Origin of the sequence: Maricaulis salignorans (assembly GCF_900103475.1) — a bacterium.
Classification (GTDB): domain Bacteria; phylum Pseudomonadota; class Alphaproteobacteria; order Caulobacterales; family Maricaulaceae; genus Maricaulis; species Maricaulis salignorans.
The window spans coordinates 60,750-80,050 of the sequence record NZ_FNHG01000015.1; the positions used below are offsets into that span (position 1 = coordinate 60,750).

Consider the following 19,301-nt stretch of genomic DNA (forward strand, 5'->3'; position numbering starts at 1 on the left):
AAGTCAAGACAAGCTGATTGCATGACGCCGATACGCCGCTAATCTTGGCGCAACAACAGATTGGAGTTCTCATGTCCACCTTCGAAACCCGCCTGACCGAGCTGGGCATCAGCCTGCCCGAGCCCGTCGCCCCGGTTGCCAATTACGTGCCCTTCGTGCGCACCGGCGACCAGGTCTATATCTCCGGCCAGGTTTCGATCGGTCCGGACGGTCTGATCAAGGGCACGCTGGGCCTGGATATGGACGTCGAGGCAGGCCAGGCCGCGGCACGCCTGTGCGGGATCAATCTGATCGCCCAGCTGAAGGCTGCCTGTGGCGGCGATCTGGCGCGGCTCAAACGCGTCGTCAAACTGGGCGGCTTCGTCGCGGCCGTGCCGGGCTTCACCGACATCCCCAAAGTCATCAATGGCTGTTCTGACCTGATGGTCGAGGTCTTCGGCGATGCGGGCCGTCATGCCCGCTCTGCGGTGTCCTGCCCGGTCCTGCCGCTGGGCGCCGCTGTCGAGGTCGATGGCGTTTTCGTGATCGCCTGACGCTCAGATATTACATCTCGCCCCTCGTGCCGCGGGCCGCTCTCGGATAGAGGGAGCGGACGATAACAAGGAAATTGAATTATGCTTCGCCTGTTCGCCATTATGACTGCCGCCGCCTTCCTGTTCGGCTGCCAGCAATCCCCGGCCGATGCCCAATTGAATGAGCGCTCCCGTGAGGAAGTCGGCGAAATTGTGCGCGCCTATATCCTGGAAAACCCGGAAGTCATCGAGGAGGCGCTGATCGAATTACAGCGCCGCGCCCAGGCGCGTGAAATGGAGAATGTCTATTCGGCGATCGAGCGCAATGTCGCTGCGATTTACGGCGATGAGCGCGACCCGCGTTTCGGCGGCGACGAACCGGACGTCACCATTGTCGAATTCATGGACTATAAATGCTCCTATTGCCGCGTCGCCAATGAGTGGGTGACCGACGTCAATGAGCGCTATGGCGACCGCGTCCAGTTCATTTTCAAGGAATACCCCATCCTCGGCCCTGATTCGCTGGAAGCCTCCCGGGCCGCGCTGGCCGCCCTCAATCAGGGTCCGGAAATCTATGAACTCTTCCACCGCTCCATGATCAATGCCAGCGGCCCGCTGCCAGCGGACCGCATTGATCAGCTCGCGGCGCTGGCCGGCGTCGATGTCGCACAGATGCGCACCGACATGGAGGATGAGGCGATCATGGCTCATATCCTCGATGTGCGCGCCCTGGGCCAGGCCCTGGAAGTCTCCGGCACGCCCTTCTTTATCGTCGACGGCACCGTCGTCGCCGGGGCCAACTCACTGGCCCTGGAAGAGGCGCTGCAGCGCGCACTCCGCGGCTGACGGATCGTCAGATCAGGCCGAAGAGCGGGCTGGACGCATCAGCATAGCGCTTTTTCGGCATACGGCCGGCAAGATAGGATTGCCGGCCGGCGATGACGGCATGCTTCATGGCCGAGGCCATGAGGATCGGGTCTTTCGCCTCGGCGATGGCGGTGTTCATCAGCACGCCATCACAGCCCAGCTCCATCGCCACCGTCGCATCGGAGGCCGTGCCGACGCCGGCATCGACGATCACCGGCACCGATGATTGCTCGATGATCAGGCGGATATTGACGGGATTCTGGATCCCCAGGCCCGAGCCGATCGGGGCGCCCAGGGGCATGATGGCGCAGCAGCCGACTTCCTCCAGGCGCCTGGCATAGACCGGGTCGTCGGAGCAGTAGACCATCACGTCAAAGCCCTCCCTGATCAGCATTTCTGCGGCCCGCAGGGTTTCGGCCATGTCGGGATAGAGATGTTTGGGGTCCGACAGGACTTCCAGCTTCACCAGGCTCCAGCCGCCCGCTTCGCGGGCCAGCCGCAGCGTGCGCACCGCGTCCTCACCGGTGAAACAGCCCGCCGTGTTGGGCAGGAAGATGTATTTTTCCGGATCAATGAAATCGACCAGGCGCGGCTCGGACGGATCCGACAGATTCACCCGACGCAGCGCAACGGTGATCATCTCGGCACCGGAGGCTTCCAGCGCACGGGCATTTTGCTCATAGCTGGCATATTTGCCGGTACCGATGATCAGGCGCGAGGTGAGCGTGCGGCCCGCGACCACGAGCGGCTTGTCGGTCATTGCCTGCGTCATGATTGATCCGTCTTCCATTTTATCCACCGCCAACAAAGGCTACAATTTCAATGCGATCACCCTGCGCCAGCGAATCGAGGCTGTAGCGCGACCGCGGCACGATTTCGAGATTGCGTTCGACGGCGATCTTGCGTCCGTCCAGGCCGAGCTCACGCACAAGATCGGTGATGCGGCTTCCCGCCGGCATGTTTCGCGCTTCACCATTGACTGTCAGTTGCAACACGGCTTCCGCTCACTCCGCTTGTATCGAGGCTGGCTGACGTCGTAGAACTTATGCAGGCGGTAAGGCAAGGCCATGACGAAACCGATCTACATCCTCAACGGACCGAACCTGAATCTCCTCGGCACGCGTGAACCGGAAATCTATGGCGCGATGACGCTCGACGATATCGCCGCCGCCTGCGCAGCCCATGCCGGCAAGCTGAATCAGACCGTCGAATTCCGCCAATCCAACCATGAGGGCGTGCTGATCGACTGGCTGCATGAGGCCAATCTCAAAGCCAGCGCAGTGATCTTCAACCCGGGTGCCTATACACATACATCTGTGGCTTTGCATGACGCGGTTCGCGCGATAGAACCCCCGGTTATTGAAGTTCACTTGAGCCAGACCGCCGCCCGGGAGACATTCCGGCACCATTCCTTCGTCGCCTCTGCTGCCAGGGGCAGTATTACCGGACTTGGTCTGGCAAGTTATCTGCTGGGAATAGACGCAGCCTTGCATTGCCTGCATCACTGACGGATCCAAAAGGCCCAAATCATGAGTTCTGAGACCCGAAGCCGTTCGCCTATCGACCCTGAAATCGTGCGCCAGCTCGCCGATATCCTGCGCGAGACCGATCTGTCGGAAATTGAGGTTGAGCGCGGCGATCTTCGTCTGCGCATCGCCCGCCAGCTGCAGGCCGCGCCTGTGGTACAGGCTGTTGCCGCACCGGCTCCGGCCGCCGCAACGCCAGGCTATGCCGTGGAAACGCCCGGCCCTGTCGGCGGCGCCGGCGATCTCAGCGCCCATCCCGGCGTCGTCAATTCGCCGATGGTCGGCACCGCCTATCTGAAGCCCAATCCGGAATCAGATAATTTCGTCAAGATCGGCGAAACGGTGAAAAAGGGTGACACCATCCTGCTGATCGAAGCGATGAAAACCTTCAACCCGATCATTGCGGAAAAATCAGGCAAGATTTCGGAAATCCTTGTCGAAGAAGGCCAGCCGGTCGAATTCGGCGAGCCGCTCTTCATCCTGATCTAACGCTCACCCCTGCCGCGAGCGCCAAACATGTTCGATAAAATCCTGATCGCCAATCGCGGCGAAATCGCCCTTCGCATCCACCGGGCGTGCCGTGAAATGGGCATCCGCACCGTCGCCATCCATTCGGAAGCCGACGCCAATGCCATGCATGTGCGCCTCGCTGATGAAAGCGTCTGTGTCGGCCCGGCTTCGGCCGCGAAGAGCTATCTCAACATACCCTCCATCATAGCCGCCGCCGAAGTGACGGGCGCCCAGGCGATCCATCCCGGTTATGGCTTCCTGTCGGAAAATGCCCGCTTCGCCGAGATCGTCGAGGCCCACGGCCTGACCTTTATCGGACCGACGGCCGCGCATATCCGGATGATGGGTGACAAGATCACCGCCAAGAAAGCCGTGATGGCCGCCGGTATTCCGGTTGTGCCCGGCTCCGAAGGCGGCGTTTCCAACATCAAGGAAGCCAAGGAAATAGCATCCGGCATCGGCTATCCGGTGCTGGTGAAGGCGGCGTCCGGCGGCGGTGGCCGCGGCATGAAGGTCGCCGAGAACGAAGAAAAGCTGCAGGAAGCCATGGAGACCGCTTCGGCGGAAGCTGCGGCAGCCTTTGGCGATGGCACGATCTATCTCGAGAAATATCTCGGCCGGCCACGCCATATCGAAATCCAGATCCTCGCCGACATGCATGGCAATGTCGTGCATCTGGGCGAGCGCGATTGCTCCTTGCAGCGCCGCCACCAGAAAATCCTCGAGGAAGCCCCCTCACCGGCCCTGACGGCCGAGGAGCGCGCCACGATCGGCGAAACGGTCCGCAAGGCGATTGAAGTGATCGGCTATCGCGGCGTCGGCACGATTGAATTCCTCTACGAGAATGGCGAATTCTACTTCATCGAAATGAATACCCGCCTGCAGGTCGAGCACCCGGTGACCGAAATGATCACCGGCATTGATCTGGTGCGCGAACAGATCCGCGTCGCCGATGGTGCCCATCTCGATATCCGCCAGGAAGACATCAAGTTTGAAGGCCATTCGATCGAATGCCGGATCAATGCGGAAAACCCCCGCACCTTCGCGCCCTCACCGGGCAAGATCACCGATTTCCACGCTCCGGGCGGGCTCGGTGTGCGGCTCGATTCGGCGCTCTATACCGGCTATTCCGTACCGCCCTATTATGACAGCCTGATCGGCAAGCTGATCGTGCATGGACGCACCCGTGCCGAAGCGCTCCTGCGCTTGCGCCGCTCGCTCGAGGAGATGGTGGTCGGTGGTATCGAAACCTCGATTCCAATCTTCCTCAACCTGCTGGAGGAGCCGGAATTCGTGAATGGTGATTACCATATTCGCTGGCTGGAAGACTGGCTGGCCAGCCGCGAGGTCTAGGCAGGCGGAGGGATGATGCGCGGCTTCGGGGCCACAGAACTTCTCGAATGCTATGCGCGCGGCGTTTTCCCGATGGCGGAAGGTCGCGATGATCCGCGCATCTATCTGCTCGACCCTGACGAGCGCGGAATCCTGCCGCTCGACGATTTCCACATTCCGCGCCGGCTGCAACGCACCGTCCGCCAGGACGGGTTCGAGGTCAGGATCAATCGCGACTTCCAGGCCGTCCTCAACGGTTGTTGCCAGTCCGCGCCGGGGCGCGAGGAAACCTGGATCAATGACGGGATTTTCGGCCTCTATCTCGAGCTGCATCGCCATGGCCATGCCCATAGCGTCGAATGCCGGCGCGATGGCGAGCTGGTCGGCGGGCTTTATGGTGTCTCGCTCGGCGGCGCCTTTTTTGGCGAGAGCATGTTTTCGCTGCAACGCGATGCCAGCAAGGTCGCGCTGGTGCACCTGCTCGCCCGGTTGATTGCGGGCGGCTATGCCCTGCTCGACACCCAGTTCACGACCGAGCATCTGGAAACCTTCGGCGCCCATTCGATCACGCGCGCCGACTACCAGGCCCGTCTGGCCCCGGCCCTGGAACTAAAAGCGGATTTCTTTGGCTTGCCCGCGCAGATCAGCGGCGCTCAGGCCTTGCAGGAAATTCAGGGCCTGCAGTCGAGCACCCAGACATCATAGATCGCGTGTTCGAGCGGGTTTTGTGCCGGCCGTGAGGCGAACATCCAGCCCGAATAGACCATCTCGCCTGCGATATCGACGCCGAACCCATCGGTGCGACGGTCAACGACCTGCAGGAAAGCATAGGTCTCCGGCGTCTCTTCCGGTGGCCGTTTGCGGCAATATTGCGCGGTGATGGTCAGGGCGCCGAATTCAACACTCTCGCCAATCGGGATTTCGAAATCGCGTGTCCGGGCCGTCACCTTGTCGAGGCCGCGCAGCACCACAATGGAGCCCGGCCGGCTCGACAATCCCCGGTTCGCCCGCAGGTCCGGATCATCGCCACGCAGGCTGGCACCGGCATCGGGACGACTGGCGGGGTCATTGTCCTGGGCCTGCAGGCCGAGCGGCAGACAGGCCGCGAGTGTCAGGGCTGTGAAAAAACGCATCATGATTGGAAACTGCCCCGGGATTAAGTCGCTGTCGAGGCCATTCGCCCGACAGGCGATTCGAGCCGCTTCGTCACATATTCCGTCCGAAACGGCACTGATTTCTGACCGTCGAGCCATTGAACCGCAAACCGGTCCCGTTCTGGCTGGAATGCGTCAGTTTGATTCAGGTGACCAGGCTTCATAATCGCCGGTCGACGCCTGGCGCTTCTCGGACGTGACGAGACTGCCCGTCGGCCGATAGGCATAGACCGTGCCGGTGAGATTGGGATGATGGTCCTTTTCCCAGACCTGGCGTGGCAGTGGCGCTTCGCTTGGCGGGAGGTCAAAGGTGTGGTGCAGCCAGCCATGCCAATCGGACGGCACGCGCGAGGCGTCGGCATAACCCTTATAGATCACCCAGCGGCGCTTATTGCCGTCGGGCCCGGTGACGCCACTCTCTTCGAAATAGCGATTGCCGTAATCATCTTCGCCAACTTTTTTGGCACCGCGACGCGAAAGCGTCAGAAAGGTGCCCGGCGTGGCATCATTCCACCAGATGAAAATCTTGGAGATAAAACCCAACATGGTGTGCGGCTCCGAGTCGGTCGCGGCGAGGAATTCACCCGTATATGCCTTCGCATGGCCATCGGGTCCAGTCTTGAACACTGCGGGGTTATGACGCGCGGCCACGCAAGGTAGACTGATGCCAACTCCGGGCGATTCGGGGACCAGAGGGTGGGAATATGAAACTCAATCGTCGCTTTGCCGAAGCGCTGGCTGCCGCTGGTGATCGCCATGCCTTCGCGCCTCGCGTCGCCGGAACTTTGGATGACCAGGTCTCGGATGGCCCCGGCACGGTTCCAGGCGACGCGGTCGCCCGCCCGATTACGGTACCGCAGGACTGGAGTCCGGCCGCGACCCATGCGCTCGCCGACCTGCTTGATTCCCCCCGCCCCGCCTCGACCAGGCCGCGCCCCGGCCTGCAGGCCTTCGGCGGTCTTTCGCCCCAGCTCGCCGAAGGCAACGAGCTGGCAACAGAAAGCGGCTATGACGCCGTCATCGCCCGGATCGCCGGATCGCTGACCTGGTCGGTCGCGCGCCATGGCGGCCTGGACAATCCCGACGACGCACCGGTTTTTCATGCCGAACTCGCCGCCAGCCTGCGCGGACGCTATGTCATTCCCGATGCTGAGCTCTGCCGGCATGGCGGCATTGACTGGGCCTATGGTCTGGCAGTCCCGCCGGCCACGCCGGCGCGGCAAGCCGGACTCATCCACGCCGGCAGCGCCGCTGCCCCGACGCAGTTACGCGCTGTCGCAGAAGCCTCGATGCGCGACGGCGTGCTCGATGTCGGCGCCCGCGTCACCCGCGACCGGCTTGATGCCATCGCCCAGGCTTGCCATCGATGCTCCGGCGAGGCCGATGACCGTTTTGACCCGCGCCGCAATGCCGCTCTGGCCCGCGCCATGCGCGCCGCCTTGCGCGACGGGGTGGCGGAGGAGGCCGTTGAACGTGCGCTCGCCCTGGCCCGGCAAGGTGTCGCCGAAGACGCACTGACAGAGCTGCAACCGCAGACAGAAAACCGTCCCGAAAGCATCCTGCAATTCCCCGCCGCCCTCGGCCGGGCGATCGAGGCCGATGAGGACTGGCAGTTCGGCAGCGATGATGATGCTGGCCGCAGCAGCGTCCGCGCCCGGGAATTTCGCGACAATATTGCCCGCACAGTCTGGAGCTTCGGCGCGCCCTCCCTGGCTTTCCAGGCCTGCCCCGCCACCAGCGGCCCGGCCCTGCACATCAACCTGCCCGCCTTCCTGGATCCGCAAGCCGGATTTCGCGCCGACCTGCTGGGCGATGCCCTGCGGCTCTGGTCGCAGGCCCTGACGCTGAGCACGGCACGCACGGCCGACAGTGCCGGCACGCTCAATCTGACCGGACTTGGCGCATTGCTGAGCGCCGGCGGCATCGCCTATGGCAGCCGCGAGGCATGCGCGATCGCCGCCGCGATTGGGCGCCTGGCCAGCCTGTGCCTGCGTGAAACCGGAAGCGAACTTGGAGCCCAGGCCCCCGGACTCGGCCCTGAGCCGGAAGCCGGCGTTCTGCCCGCCCCCTTCGCCGGCCTGGCCGACGAGCTGGATCGGGTCTCAAACCGTTTCCTGCCGCGCACCGCCCTCGCCCGCCCTGGTCTGACCCTGACCTGTGCCGCCCCGGACGCCGCGATCGCCGGTCTGTTTGACACTGACAGCCATGGCATTGCCCCGGTCGAGACTGCCATCATCGCCGATAGCGGCATTTCCGGCGGCCATCGCCTGCGCGATTGCCTGCGCAACGGATTGCGACGGCTCGGCGCCAGCGCAACCGAGATCGAGATCGCCGAGGATCATGCGGCCGGCCACGGCACGTTGCGCGGGGCACCGGGGATCTCCGTGGCAGCGCTGCAGGAACGCGGCCTGCCGGACGATGCCATTGAGCGGGTTGAAGATGCCATCGGCGACGGTACCGCCGTACGCTACGCCCTCAATCGCTGGACGCTGGGCGATCGGGTCTGCCGCGAACAATTGGGGCTGCCGAGCGATGTCATCGCAGCCGAGGGCCGCTCCCTGGCCCGGGCGCTGGGCTTTTCCGAGGCTGAGATCGCCGCCGCTGACCGCCATGCCCATGGCAGTGGAACGCTCGACGATGCCATCGACCTGCCGCTGGAATGGCGCAGCGTCTTTGCGCCGGCGACGGCGCCGGACCAGCTGGCCCTAAGTGCCGCGCTGGAAAGCCAGATCAATGGCGGCGTGGACACGCAATTGGCGCTCGATGGCGAGAGCACGATTGATGATGTCGCAGCCATGATCGACCAGGCAGCGGGTCTGGGCCTGCGACAATTGACTTTGCGCCGGACCCGGTCCGGCCTGCTCGACCTCCTGCCGGCGATCGATTTCGACAAGGGCGATTACACTGCTGAACCTGCCAGGGAACGTATTGTCGAGCGCACCGTGGAGCGCACGGTCGAGCGCGTGGTCGAACAGCCGGCGGCGCGGCGCAAACTGCCCGACCGGCGCAAGGGCTATATCCAGAAAGCCACTGTGGGTGGCCACAAAGTCTATCTCCATACCGGCGAATTCGATGATGGCGAGCTCGGCGAGATCTTCATCGACATGCACAAGGAAGGTGCGGCTTTCCGCTCGTTGATGAATAATTTCGCCATCGCGATCTCGATCGGACTGCAATATGGCGTCCCGCTCGAGGAATTCGTCGACGCCTTCGTCTTCACCCGCTTCGAGCCAGCCGGCGATGTCACCGGCAATGACTCAATCCAGCACGCGACCTCGATCCTGGACTATCTCTTCCGCGAGCTGGGCGTGTCCTATCTCGGACGAGAGGACCTGGCCGAGCTTTCGCCAGACAATGCCGACCAGGGCGGGCTCGGCAAGGGTGTCGCCGAGGAGAAACTCTCGCAGACCGATGCCGCGCGCTTCATCTCCAGGGGCTTCAGCCGTGGCCAGGTGCCCGACAATATCGTGATGTTTGCCAATGCCGCGCGCAAGGTCGCCAGCGGTCAGGCCGGCCCTGGCGATGTCGGCGAAATCGAGCTCCAGGCCTCCGAACCCGCATCGCGCGGTTCCAAGCGCCAGGATGTCAGTCTCTATTCCGGTGACCCCTGCCCGGATTGCGGCCATTTCACTGTGGTCCACAACGAGAATTCGCACCGGTGTGATGCCTGTAACTGGACCTCGGACTGACCGGCGCGCCATTTGCATCGGCCTCGGTCTCTGGCTCGGAGCGCCTCATTATGAAACGAATTCTGGCTGTCATTGCGATCTTTCTGTCGGCATCCGCCGCGGCATACGCCCAGGATGCGTCGCAGATTGCCCGTGTCCAGGCGGGGCAATCCTGCCCGGGCTGCAATCTTTTCCAGGCCGAACTCGGCTATCGCGACCTGCCCGGGATTGATGTCTCCGGATCGCGGCTGCGCCAGGCCAATCTGGCCCTGTCGACGATGAACCGGGCCAATTTCGACAATACAAACCTCTCGCTGGCCAATCTGTTCGGGGCGCGCTTCACCAGCGCCAGCTTCCGCAATGCCGATCTCACCGGCGCCACCCTGGTCGGTGCCTATTTCGGGAGCGCCAATCTGAGCGGTGCCCAGTTGAGCGGCGCCAATATTTCCGGCGCCGAGATGACCACGGCGACCGGCCTGACCCAGAGCCAGCTCAATGGCGCCTGCGGCGACGCATCGACCCTGCTGCCGGCCGGACTACATGTGCGGCCCTGCCGCTAGAGAGTGACCGTCACCCTCGACCGGTGATGACGGTGGGATTACTGTGATTTAAGTCGTCACCAGCTGGATCGTGCTTTATCCCTGAACCCATGCGGAACCCCGCCACCATATCGGCCCTCGCCCTGTTGAGCCTCCTGATCGGCACTCAGCCCACCTGGGCCTTGGGCGATGATCACCCGAGGCGCGGACTCGCCATCGGCGGTGAGTGCGAATCCTGTGATTTCTCGGACAAGAATCTCGCCGGTGCGATTTTCATTGGTGCGAATTTCCAGGGCTCAACCTTTGCGGATTCAGAGCTCGGCGGCACGACGATTGTCGAGAGCCGCTTTACCGATACCGAGTTCACCAACACCAGATTGACCCATGCCCGGCTCAGTGGCGTCACCTTCCTGCGCGCTGACATGAGCGATGCCGACTTCACCGGCAGCCATATCGAGCGCGTCAACTTCTCCGCCGCCTCGCTGGAGGACGCAAACTTCTCCGAGACGCAAATGGCGTTCGCGACCTTTATCGGCAGCTCACTGGAAGACGCGGTCTTTGCCGATGCTGTGCTCAGCCAGGCCAATTTCTTCCGCTCGCGCATCAGCGATACCAATTTCCGTGGCGCTTCGCTGCGCGGTGCCAATTTCACCGAGACCAGGGGCGAGGGCACCAGTTTTCACAATGCCGACCTGCGCGGAGCGAGCTTTGAGAATGCGGTGCTCGATGGCGTCAACTTCACCGGCGCGAATCTGCATGGCGTCAACTTCACCGCCGCTGTGATTACCGATATTACCGGGCTGTCGAAGGACTCCATCCGCGACGCCTGCGGCGATGAGGCCACGCTGCTGGATGGCGGTTTCGAATTGCCGGCCTGCAGCCAGCGTTCCCACCGGGAGCCGAATAATGGCGATGGCTTCCGGTTCGGCTGGCGCGTCAGCCGCGGCGGCGATTCTGCGGCCACCATCCGTCTCGAGGCCGATGATGGGCGCATTGTCGAACTTCTGTCTGGCAATGGCGCGATCACGCATACCCGCGGCGGGGGCTTTGACGAGGACTCCCTGCGTGATGTCGCGGCGGCAACCCGGCGCGATATTGAGCGCGCGGCCCGGGACATCCGGCGGGCCCAGCTGGAGCAACAGGCCGCGCGAGCGGAGGCTGAGCGCGCCAGAACCGAAGCCAGGTCTGAAGCGCGGGCACACGCCCGCATCGAAGCGCATGCCGAAGCCGAGAGAGCCGAGATCGAGCGACGCGTGGAAGACGCGCAGCGCGAGGAAAGAATGATGTTCGAACTCAACGGCAATGACGAACACCGGATCTGGCTGACGCCTGCCCCCGATACCGTGCCCCCGGCACCGCCGCCACCGCCGCAGCCGGATCACTAGAGACCGGCGAAAGGCGCCTTGAACAAAAACGGCCGGAGATTGCTCTCCGGCCGTTTGTCATTCTGGTGCGAGCCAGCCGGCCTAGCTGGTCTTCTTGGCTTCCGGGATCACATTGCGAATGTGAAGCTCGCGCAATTGCTTCATCTCGACCTCGGCCGGGGCGTTCATCATCAGATCGCGGGCCTGCTGATCTTTCGGGAACATCACGATTTCGCGTAAGTTATCGACGCCAGCCAGGATCATCACGATCCGGTCGACGCCCGGTGCGATACCGGCGTGCGGCGGCGCGCCATAACGGAAAGCATTGAGCATGCCGCCGAATTCCTCTTCCACCGTGGCGGCGTCATAGCCGGCATGGGCGAAGGCTTTCAGCATCACATCGGGGCGGTGGTTACGCACCGCGCCGGAGGAGAGTTCGATGCCGTTGCAGACAATATCATACTGGAAGGCCTTGAGGCCGAGCAGGGTTTCATCATCGCCCTCCTCGATCGCCAGGAACTCCTCGGCAGACATTTGCGGCATGGAGAAGGGGTTGTGCGAGAAATCGATCTTCTTGTTGTCTTCATCCCACTCATACATCGGGAAATCGACGATCCAGCAGAATTTGAAGACGTTCTTCTCGCAAAGATCGAGTTCCTTGCCGACGACATCGCGGGCACGGCCTGCAAAGCTGGCAAAGGCTTTCGGCTCGCCGGCGGCGAAGAAGACGGCATCGCCGGCCTTCAGATCGAGCGAAACCCGCAGGGCTTCGGTGCGTTCCTCGCCGATATTCTTGGCGACCGGGCCAGCGGCCTCGAGCACGCCATCGGTCTCGCGCCAGAAGATATAGCCCATACCGGGCTGACCATCTTTCTGGGCCCAGGAATTCATCCGGTCACAAAAGGCACGGCTGCCGCCGGTCGGCGCCGGGATCGCCCAGACGGCGACTTTCGGATTCTTCTCGATCATGCCGGCAAAGACCTTGAAACCGGACCCGCGGAAGGTCTCGGTGACATCGCTCATCTTGATCGGATTGCGCAGGTCCGGCTTGTCAGAGCCATACCAGGCCATGGAGTCGGCATAGGTGACGCGCTCGAAAGCCGTATTCGGCACGGTGCGGCCATCGGCGAACTCGTCGAACAGGCCTTTGAGAACCGGCTCGATGACATTGAACACGTCTTCCTGGGTCGCGAAGCTCATTTCCATGTCGAGCTGGTAGAATTCACCCGGCGCGCGGTCGGCGCGGGCATCTTCATCGCGGAAGCATGGCGCGATCTGGAAATAGCGGTCGAAGCCGGAGACCATGATCAGCTGTTTGAACTGCTGCGGTGCCTGCGGCAGGGCGTAGAACTTGCCCGGATGCAGACGTGACGGCACGAGGAAATCGCGCGCGCCTTCCGGCGAGGAGGCGGTCAGGATCGGCGTCTGGTATTCGACGAAATCCTCATCGACCATGCGGCGGCGGATCGAGTCGATAATCTTCGAGCGCAGCACGATACGCTTGTGCAGGCTTTCGCGGCGCAGATCGATATAGCGGTGTTTCAGGCGAACCTCTTCGGACCAGTCCGGCTCACCAAAGACGGGCAGCGGCAGCTCCTCCGCTTCCGACTGCACGGCGAGATCACGAACCCGCACTTCAATCCCGCCGGTCGGCAGGTTTTCATTGAGCGCCTCGGCGTCGCGGGCCACGACATCGCCGGTAATGGTCACGACGCTTTCAACGCGCAAGCGCTCGAGCCGCTCGAAATGCTCGCTTTCCGGCTCAAGCACGCACTGGGTGATGCCGTAATGGTCGCGCAGATCGATGAAGAGCAGACCACCATGATCGCGCTTGCGATGGATCCAGCCGGAAATCCGGGCCGTCTGACCGACTTCACTCGGGCGAAGCTGGCCACAGGTATGGGAGCGATAAGCGTGCATGGTTTTCAAGGTCCGCAATGAGCGTGAATGGAGTTGCCGCGACATGCCTGTGGCGAGGCCTCAATGTCAAGGATTTGGGGGGAAATGGTGCAGTTGTGACAAGGCGCACACACGAAAATCTCCACGCCGCGAGTGACTGAGCCCACGCCTGCCCTCAAAACAAAAGGCGGCACCGGAAACCGGTGCCGCCTTCGTCATTCAGACCGGCCAGACCTATTCCTGAGGCTGGGCAGTTTCGTGCATTTCATGCTCGCCATGCGTCATGTCTTCGGTGGCTGGTGCCTCGTCAGCATGATGGTCGGCATGGGTCTCGGCTTCGGCGTCATCGGGATGGTGCTCGGCATGGATGATGTCGTGGCAGGCATCAAAGCTGGCGCGGGTCGCGTCGTCGAGATTGGCCAGAACGGCATCGTGCGCGGCGCGGTCGCCTTCAGCGACATCGGCCATCATGCCGTCATACAGCGCCATGCAGGCTTCATGGTTTGGCGCGGCGGCCTCGCCGGCCATGTGGTGGTCGATGGCGAATGCTGCGGTCCCGAGCAAGCTGAGGCTCGACACTGCCATCATGGCCAAAACGAACTTATTCATGGGGGTCTCTCTCCTGGATGACCATTGGGGCTCACGCCCCGTGTAACTGCCCTGACAGGTGATGACGCGGGGTTCGCGCCCTCTTTCAGGGCGATTCACCATGCGCCTGCTCTCGGCAGACTGGCAAGGTCAACACACACACCAGAGAGGGCCAATGCGTCGAATTTCGCATATGTAAGTAACTATTCACTTGCATCCCTTCGGGGGCCGTGACAAACAGCATGTGAATGAACACTTACTTCCATGTCGCACGGGGATAAATCAATGACCGGGAAACTGAGAGAAGACCTGTTTGAAGGCGCCGACCCGAATATCGGTGTGACGGCACCGCGGGGCACGACCAAGGCCCGCATCGAGCGCGCCGCGCTGCAATTGTTTGCGCGTCACGGCATGGACGGGGTCTCGATCAAGCAGATCGCCCAGGCTTGCACGATTTCAGACGGGGCGATGTATCGCCACTTCAAGAGCAAGGACGAACTCGCCCGGCTGATGTTCGAGGCGATCCATGCACACCTGCTGCAACTCGTCGACGCCAATATCCGGCCCGATGCCAGCCTGGAAGACACCGTGCGCGCCGTCGTCACCGCCTATTGCGAACTGGCCGAAAATGATCCGGCGCAATTCACCTATCACCTGACGCATCGCAACTACTTCCTCGCCGCTTCCGGCGATGGCGGTGCCAATCCGTCAGATGTGATGAGCGCGCGCGTCACCGCCGCCATGGCCAGCGGTGAAATCCCGTCCGGCGATCCGGAACTGGCCGCCGCCATGGCCCTCGGTCTCGTGATGCAGCCGGCGGAGTACCGGATTTTCGGCCGCATCCAGCAACCCATGACCGAACTCATCCCGGTTTTCACGACCGCCATCATGGCGGTCCTGCGGGCTGCCTGAGCCCCCTGCCCGGGCCCTTTCGCCCCAAGTTTCGGAGATCATCATGCGCTCGCTTATCTTCAATATCGCCTATTACTCGATCTCGGCCATCTATGCGGTGGTCTGCGCCATCCTGGCGCTGCTGCCGGATCGCCGGATACTAATGCACGGGATCCGCTCCTATGCGCGATTGACCGTGTTGCTGATGCGCTGGATTTGCGGAATCCGGGTCGAAGTGCGCGGCACGCCGCCGAAGAACCAGCCCGTCATCCTCGCCGCCAAACACCAGTCCTGGGGCGATGGTCTCGTGATGATGGCCAAGTGCGGCGACGTCAATTTCATCTGCGGCGACCATATGCTGAACTATCCGCTGATCGGTTGGGTCCTCAAGCGGTGCGGTGCCATCGTGGTGTCCAACCAGGGCGGCGCCGAAGCGAAGGCCAGCCTGCATGACGGTGTGGCACGCTCCCAGGGTGAAGGCCGTGCGCGTCCGATCCTGATCTACCCGGAAGGCCATTTGACCCCGGTCGGCACCGGCATGCGTTACCGCTCGGGCGCCTGGTTGCTGTCCTCACAGCTGGACCGTCCGGTCGTGCCGGTGGCCACCAATCTGGGACAGTGCTGGCCGCAACAGAAATGGACCAAATTTTCGGGCATCGCCGTCATCGAATTCCTCGAACCCATGGCACCCAGCCCTGATCGCGACGGATTTCTCGCTGAGCTGGAAACCCGGGTCGAAGCCCGCTCGCGGGCGCTGGAAGCTGAATATTCGGCCCGCCCGGCAGAATCGGTCTTTCATCCCGATCAAGCAGCCTGATCCGACCCAACCCCGCATAAACGCTTGGTTTAATTGAGCAACCAATAGCAGGAGCAAAGCGATGCGATCGCTGGTTTTCAATACCCTGTTCTGGGGCCTGTCGGCTCTGTTTGCGCTGATTTGCTATGGCGCGGCCTGGTTGCCGCGCCGCGAACCCCTCATGGCCGTCATCATCGCCTATGGTCATGCGACCCGCTTCTGCATGCGCTGGGTGGCCGGCATTTCCGTCGAGGTGCGCGGCGAGGCGCCGCGCGGCGAACCAGTAATCATCGCCGCAAAACACCAGGCCTATGCCGACGGCCCGCTGATGATGGCTGTCGCGGGCGATCTGAATTTCGTGATTGGCAACGGGATCGAAAAATTCCCGCTGGTCGACCGGATCGTCCAGCGCGCCGGCGCCACCATGGTCGATGCCCAGGGCCATGCCCGCGCCCAGGGGGCACTGCAGGAAAGCATAAACCGGATCGCGGATGACCATCGCCCCGTACTAATTTATCCGGAAGGCGGTATGGCCGCAGTCGGCGTAACCCGGCGTTACCGCAAGGGCGTCTACATGCTCTATGCGGAACTCGGCCGGAGCGTTGTACCGGTCGCGACCAATCTGGGCCTGCGATGGCCTGAAGAGGAATGGGCGAAATATCCCGGACCCGCCGTCATTGAATTTCTCGAACCGATTCCGCCCGGCCTGCCGCGCGAAATCTTCATGCAGCGCTTGCAGACAGTGATCGAGACGCGAAGCCGTGAACTCGAAACGGAGGGACGATCATGAGTGCCAAGATTGCAGCCCAACTGATCACCCAGCGGCGTTTCCTGCCCCTGTTGCTCGCCCAGTGCCTGGGTTCGCTCAATGACAATCTCTTCCGCTATGCGCTGGTGACCATGGTCACCTATAGCGGGCTGAGCCTGTTCGGCCTGGAACGCGATATCCTGGTTCCGATCGCGGCCTCGATGATCACCTTGCCGATCTTTCTCTTTTCCGCGATCGCCGGACGCCTGGCGGACAAATATGACCGCACCTGCATCATGCGCGTCACCAAGCAGATCGAGATATGGATCATGCTGCTGGCGGCGCTCGCCCTCTTCCTGCGTCAGCCCTTGCTGCTTCTTCCAACCCTCTTCCTGATGGGCACACAATCGGCCTTCTTCACCCCGGCCAAGAATTCCGCCCTGCCCTCATTGCTGGCGCCGCACGAGCTGGTCCCGGCCAATGCCCTGCTGAGCGGCTTTCTCAACGTCTCCATACTGATGGGCGTTGCACTGGGTACCTGGCTTGCCGTGCGGCCGCTGGGCCCGGAAATCATCGGTGCCGGCCTGGTCATCATCGCGATTCTCGGCTGGCTCTCGGCGCGACAATTGCCGCGCGTGGAAGCCGCCAATCGCGACCTGCCCGTGACCTTCAACTTCATCGCCGAAACTTTCCGGGTTCTCGGCTATGCCCTCAAGGCCCCCGAAGTACTGCGCCCGCTGCTCGGTGCCGCCTGGTTCTGGATGCTTGCCGCCTCAATCATCACCCTGATGCCGGTCTTCACTGCCTCGGTGCTCGGTGCCGACGCGACCGTGGTACTGCTGTTCAGCGCCCTGTTCACAATGGGCGCGGCTGTCGGTGCGCTGTTGTGCGGCGCGCTCAGCGGCAAGGGGGATGCCCTGAGCTTCTCAATCGCCGGCGCGATCGGCCTGGTCGTTTTCACCAGTGATGTCGCCCTGGCCACCTGGTCCAATCCAATCGTCCCGCACGGTGCCCCCCTGATCGGCGCCAATGCATTCCTCGCCGATCCAACGAATTGGCGCCTGCTGGCCGATCTCGGCTTCGCCGCCGTCTCCGCAGGCCTGTTCGTCGTCCCCCTGCAGGCGATGGCACAGCGTCGGGCGGCGCCGGAAATGCGCGGGCGCCTGCTGGCCGCCGGCGGAATCATGAATGCGGCAACCGCGACGCTGGGCCAGTTCACCCTCGCCTTCATTGCCCTGGGCCATCTGCCGATCCAGACCGCCTTCCTGCTCATTGCGGCCGGAAGCCTGCTGGCCGCGGCGGTCATCGGCTGGCGTCTGGCGCTGCGCCGCAAGCCGGCAAGTGCGCCTTCCTGATGGTCAAATCGCAACGCAGGCGCTAAAGGGCCAAGGCATGAACATTATCACGACAACAGACCAACTCGCCCGGGCCTGCGATGCCCTCCTCCAGGCCGAACATGTGGCCGTCGATACAGAATTCATGCGCGAGACGGTCTATTGGCCCGCCCTGTGCCTGATCCAGGCCGCCGGCGGTGACACCGAAGTCATCATCGACCCGCTGGCTGAAGGCATCGATCTGGAGCCCTTCTGGGAACTGATGGTCGATGAGCGGGTGATGAAAGTCTTCCACGCCGCGCGCCAGGATCTCGAGATTTTCTACAATCTTGGCGACGGGCTGATCCCGGCGCCGATGTTTGACAGCCAGGTCGCCGCGATGGCGATCGGCCTGGGCGACTCGATCGCCTATGACAATCTGGTCCAGACCCTACTCAAACGCCCGGTCGACAAGGGTTCGCGCTTCACCGACTGGTCGCGCCGGCCACTTTCGGACAATCAGCTCACCTATGCCATGGCCGATGTGACGCATTTACGCGACATGTATCCCATTATGCGCGAGCGCCTCGAGCGGAAAAACCGCACCGCCTGGGTCGAGGACGAGATGGCGATCCTGACCAGTCCGGACACCTATCGCATGGATCCGGAAGACTCGTGGAAACGCCTGAAACTGCGCAAGACCCATCCCAAATGGCTCGCCGCCCTGCGCGCGGCTGCCGCCTGGCGCGAACGCGAGGCCCAGACCCGCGACATGCCGCGCCAGCGCGTCATGAAGGATGATGCGCTATACGAAATCGCAACCCTGGCACCGACCGAGGAAGGCCAGATGCAGGGCCTGCGCGCCGTACCCAAGGGTTTCGAGCGCTCGCGTCCGGCTGAACGGCTTTATGCCGACATGAAGGCGGCGATGGCCAATCCAGAGGCCTACGCGCCCAAGGTCGAAAAGCCTGCCCCGACACCGCAAGGCATTGGCCCGACCATCGAGCTGCTCAAAGTCTATCTCAAACTGGTCGCCGACGAGGCCGGTGTCGCCTCACGCCTGATCGCAACCGCCCCGGATCTCGAGAAAATCGCCTGTAGCGACACGCCCGATGTCCCGGCCATGCGGGGCTGGCGCCGAGAAGTCTTTGGCGAACCGGCCATGGGTCTCAAGCGCGGCGAGATCGCGCTGGTGCTCGAGGATGGCAAGGTCGCCGCGCGTCCGGTCGGCGACAAGGGTAAATAGGCCGATGCCGGCCTAGGGCGTGGACTCAATTGCGCGCATCCAAATTCGGGCTGAGGCGAGCGCGAGGGCGGCCATGAAATTGTCGGCGTGTTTTTCGAAGCGTGTGGCGATGCGGCGGAACTGTTTGAGTTTGCAGAAGAAGCGCTCGACCAGATTGCGCTGACGGTAAAGGCTCGGAGGGACGCTGCGCTGGATGCGAACCCGGCTCTGGGTGGGGATATGCGCCTCGCCGCCGCGGTCCCGGACAAAATTCACGAGCGCCATGCTGTCATAACCTCGGTCGGCGATCACACATCCGGGCGGCAAGGCACCGAGGAGTTGGGGCGCAATCGTTTTGTCCGAGGCCTG

General features: G+C 62.7%; 21 protein-coding genes. 14 read left to right on the plus strand and 7 right to left on the minus strand.

Going from position 1 to position 19,301, the window contains the following annotated elements; genetic code table 11:
- The first annotated feature begins 71 nt into the window (after positions 1 to 71).
- Together BLT42_RS11510 and BLT42_RS11515 are read left to right on the plus strand one after the other, a co-directional pair.
- Entirely contained in the window at positions 72 to 533 is a 462-nt protein-coding gene (locus BLT42_RS11510; protein ID WP_091770918.1) for a RidA family protein, read from the plus strand.
- Positions 534 to 614: 81 nt separating this feature from the next.
- Positions 615 to 1,358 carry a DsbA family protein gene (locus BLT42_RS11515; RefSeq protein WP_091770920.1) on the plus strand — a complete coding sequence of 248 codons (744 nt, stop codon included), beginning with the start codon at positions 615 to 617 and terminating at the stop codon, positions 1,356 to 1,358.
- A gap of 7 nt (positions 1,359 to 1,365) precedes the next feature.
- Here the strand turns inward: BLT42_RS11515 and BLT42_RS11520 are convergent, their stop codons facing one another.
- Both BLT42_RS11520 and thiS read right to left on the minus strand, forming a co-directional pair.
- On the minus strand, positions 1,366 to 2,151 hold the full coding sequence (locus BLT42_RS11520) for a thiazole synthase (RefSeq protein ID WP_324609754.1): 786 nt from the start codon (positions 2,149 to 2,151) through the stop codon (positions 1,366 to 1,368).
- Positions 2,152 to 2,170: 19 nt separating this feature from the next.
- A complete protein-coding gene (gene thiS / locus BLT42_RS11525; RefSeq protein ID WP_091770922.1) occupies positions 2,171 to 2,371 on the minus strand; it encodes a sulfur carrier protein ThiS in 201 nt (66 codons plus the stop codon).
- A 75-nt stretch (positions 2,372 to 2,446) separates the two neighbouring features.
- On the opposite strand from thiS, the gene aroQ reads away from it, so the two are divergent.
- The 4 genes from aroQ to aat are packed head-to-tail and all read left to right on the plus strand — an operon-like array spanning position 2,447 to position 5,452.
- Positions 2,447 to 2,887, plus strand: a complete 441-nt coding sequence (aroQ, locus tag BLT42_RS11530) for a type II 3-dehydroquinate dehydratase (protein WP_091770924.1) — start codon at positions 2,447 to 2,449, stop codon at positions 2,885 to 2,887.
- A gap of 21 nt (positions 2,888 to 2,908) precedes the next feature.
- Complete coding sequence (gene accB / locus BLT42_RS11535; RefSeq protein WP_091770926.1) at positions 2,909 to 3,394, plus strand: acetyl-CoA carboxylase biotin carboxyl carrier protein; 486 nt, start codon at positions 2,909 to 2,911, stop codon at positions 3,392 to 3,394.
- Between the two features lie 27 nt (positions 3,395 to 3,421).
- The gene (gene accC, locus BLT42_RS11540; protein ID WP_091770928.1) at positions 3,422 to 4,768 is read left to right on the plus strand and encodes an acetyl-CoA carboxylase biotin carboxylase subunit; all 1,347 of its coding nucleotides are present in this window, start codon (positions 3,422 to 3,424) and stop codon (positions 4,766 to 4,768) included.
- A gap of 15 nt (positions 4,769 to 4,783) precedes the next feature.
- Complete coding sequence (gene aat, locus BLT42_RS11545; protein ID WP_091770930.1) at positions 4,784 to 5,452, plus strand: leucyl/phenylalanyl-tRNA--protein transferase; 669 nt, start codon at positions 4,784 to 4,786, stop codon at positions 5,450 to 5,452.
- Here aat and BLT42_RS11550 read toward each other — a convergent pair.
- Positions 5,419 to 5,883 (minus strand): DUF2155 domain-containing protein, encoded by a 465-nt coding sequence (locus BLT42_RS11550; RefSeq protein ID WP_091770932.1) that lies wholly within the window; start codon positions 5,881 to 5,883, stop codon positions 5,419 to 5,421. The two genes, aat and BLT42_RS11550, sit on opposite strands and share 34 nt — an antisense overlap.
- A gap of 153 nt (positions 5,884 to 6,036) precedes the next feature.
- The gene (locus BLT42_RS11555) at positions 6,037 to 6,447 is read right to left on the minus strand and encodes an NADH:ubiquinone oxidoreductase subunit NDUFA12 (RefSeq protein ID WP_091770966.1); all 411 of its coding nucleotides are present in this window, start codon (positions 6,445 to 6,447) and stop codon (positions 6,037 to 6,039) included.
- Between the two features lie 158 nt (positions 6,448 to 6,605).
- On the opposite strand from BLT42_RS11555, the gene BLT42_RS11560 reads away from it, so the two are divergent.
- The 3 genes from BLT42_RS11560 (at position 6,606) to BLT42_RS11570 (ending at position 11,493) form a co-directional block, all read left to right on the plus strand.
- Complete coding sequence (locus tag BLT42_RS11560) at positions 6,606 to 9,590, plus strand: TSCPD domain-containing protein (RefSeq protein WP_091770934.1); 2,985 nt, start codon at positions 6,606 to 6,608, stop codon at positions 9,588 to 9,590.
- A gap of 50 nt (positions 9,591 to 9,640) precedes the next feature.
- Positions 9,641 to 10,129: a pentapeptide repeat-containing protein gene (locus BLT42_RS11565; protein WP_091770936.1), complete on the plus strand. Its 489-nt coding sequence runs from the start codon at positions 9,641 to 9,643 to the stop codon at positions 10,127 to 10,129.
- 89 nt (positions 10,130 to 10,218) lie between these two features.
- Positions 10,219 to 11,493: a pentapeptide repeat-containing protein gene (locus BLT42_RS11570; protein WP_091770938.1), complete on the plus strand. Its 1,275-nt coding sequence runs from the start codon at positions 10,219 to 10,221 to the stop codon at positions 11,491 to 11,493.
- An 81-nt stretch (positions 11,494 to 11,574) separates the two neighbouring features.
- On the opposite strand, the gene aspS is transcribed toward BLT42_RS11570, so the two are convergent.
- Positions 11,575 to 13,392: an aspartate--tRNA ligase gene (gene aspS / locus BLT42_RS11575; protein ID WP_091770968.1), complete on the minus strand. Its 1,818-nt coding sequence runs from the start codon at positions 13,390 to 13,392 to the stop codon at positions 11,575 to 11,577.
- Between the two features lie 213 nt (positions 13,393 to 13,605).
- A complete protein-coding gene (locus tag BLT42_RS11580) occupies positions 13,606 to 13,980 on the minus strand; it encodes a hypothetical protein (RefSeq protein ID WP_091770940.1) in 375 nt (124 codons plus the stop codon).
- A 264-nt stretch (positions 13,981 to 14,244) separates the two neighbouring features.
- On the opposite strand from BLT42_RS11580, the gene BLT42_RS11585 reads away from it, so the two are divergent.
- From BLT42_RS11585 to rnd, 5 genes are all read left to right on the plus strand, one after another.
- Positions 14,245 to 14,871, plus strand: a complete 627-nt coding sequence (locus BLT42_RS11585; protein WP_176780343.1) for a TetR/AcrR family transcriptional regulator — start codon at positions 14,245 to 14,247, stop codon at positions 14,869 to 14,871.
- Positions 14,872 to 14,914: 43 nt separating this feature from the next.
- Positions 14,915 to 15,667, plus strand: coding sequence for a lysophospholipid acyltransferase family protein (locus BLT42_RS11590; protein ID WP_091770944.1), 753 nt, complete (start codon positions 14,915 to 14,917; stop codon positions 15,665 to 15,667).
- 61 nt (positions 15,668 to 15,728) lie between these two features.
- Positions 15,729 to 16,436 (plus strand): lysophospholipid acyltransferase family protein, encoded by a 708-nt coding sequence (locus BLT42_RS11595; protein WP_091770946.1) that lies wholly within the window; start codon positions 15,729 to 15,731, stop codon positions 16,434 to 16,436.
- Positions 16,433 to 17,749, plus strand: a complete 1,317-nt coding sequence (locus tag BLT42_RS11600) for an MFS transporter (RefSeq protein ID WP_091770948.1) — start codon at positions 16,433 to 16,435, stop codon at positions 17,747 to 17,749. The genes BLT42_RS11595 and BLT42_RS11600 overlap by 4 nt, the downstream gene beginning before the upstream one ends.
- A 37-nt stretch (positions 17,750 to 17,786) precedes the next feature.
- Positions 17,787 to 18,953: a ribonuclease D gene (rnd, locus tag BLT42_RS11605; RefSeq protein WP_091770950.1), complete on the plus strand. Its 1,167-nt coding sequence runs from the start codon at positions 17,787 to 17,789 to the stop codon at positions 18,951 to 18,953.
- A 12-nt stretch (positions 18,954 to 18,965) separates the two neighbouring features.
- On the opposite strand, the gene BLT42_RS11610 is transcribed toward rnd, so the two are convergent.
- A partial coding sequence (locus BLT42_RS11610) for a transposase (protein ID WP_143024128.1) occupies positions 18,966 to 19,301 on the minus strand: 336 nt, incomplete at its 5' end.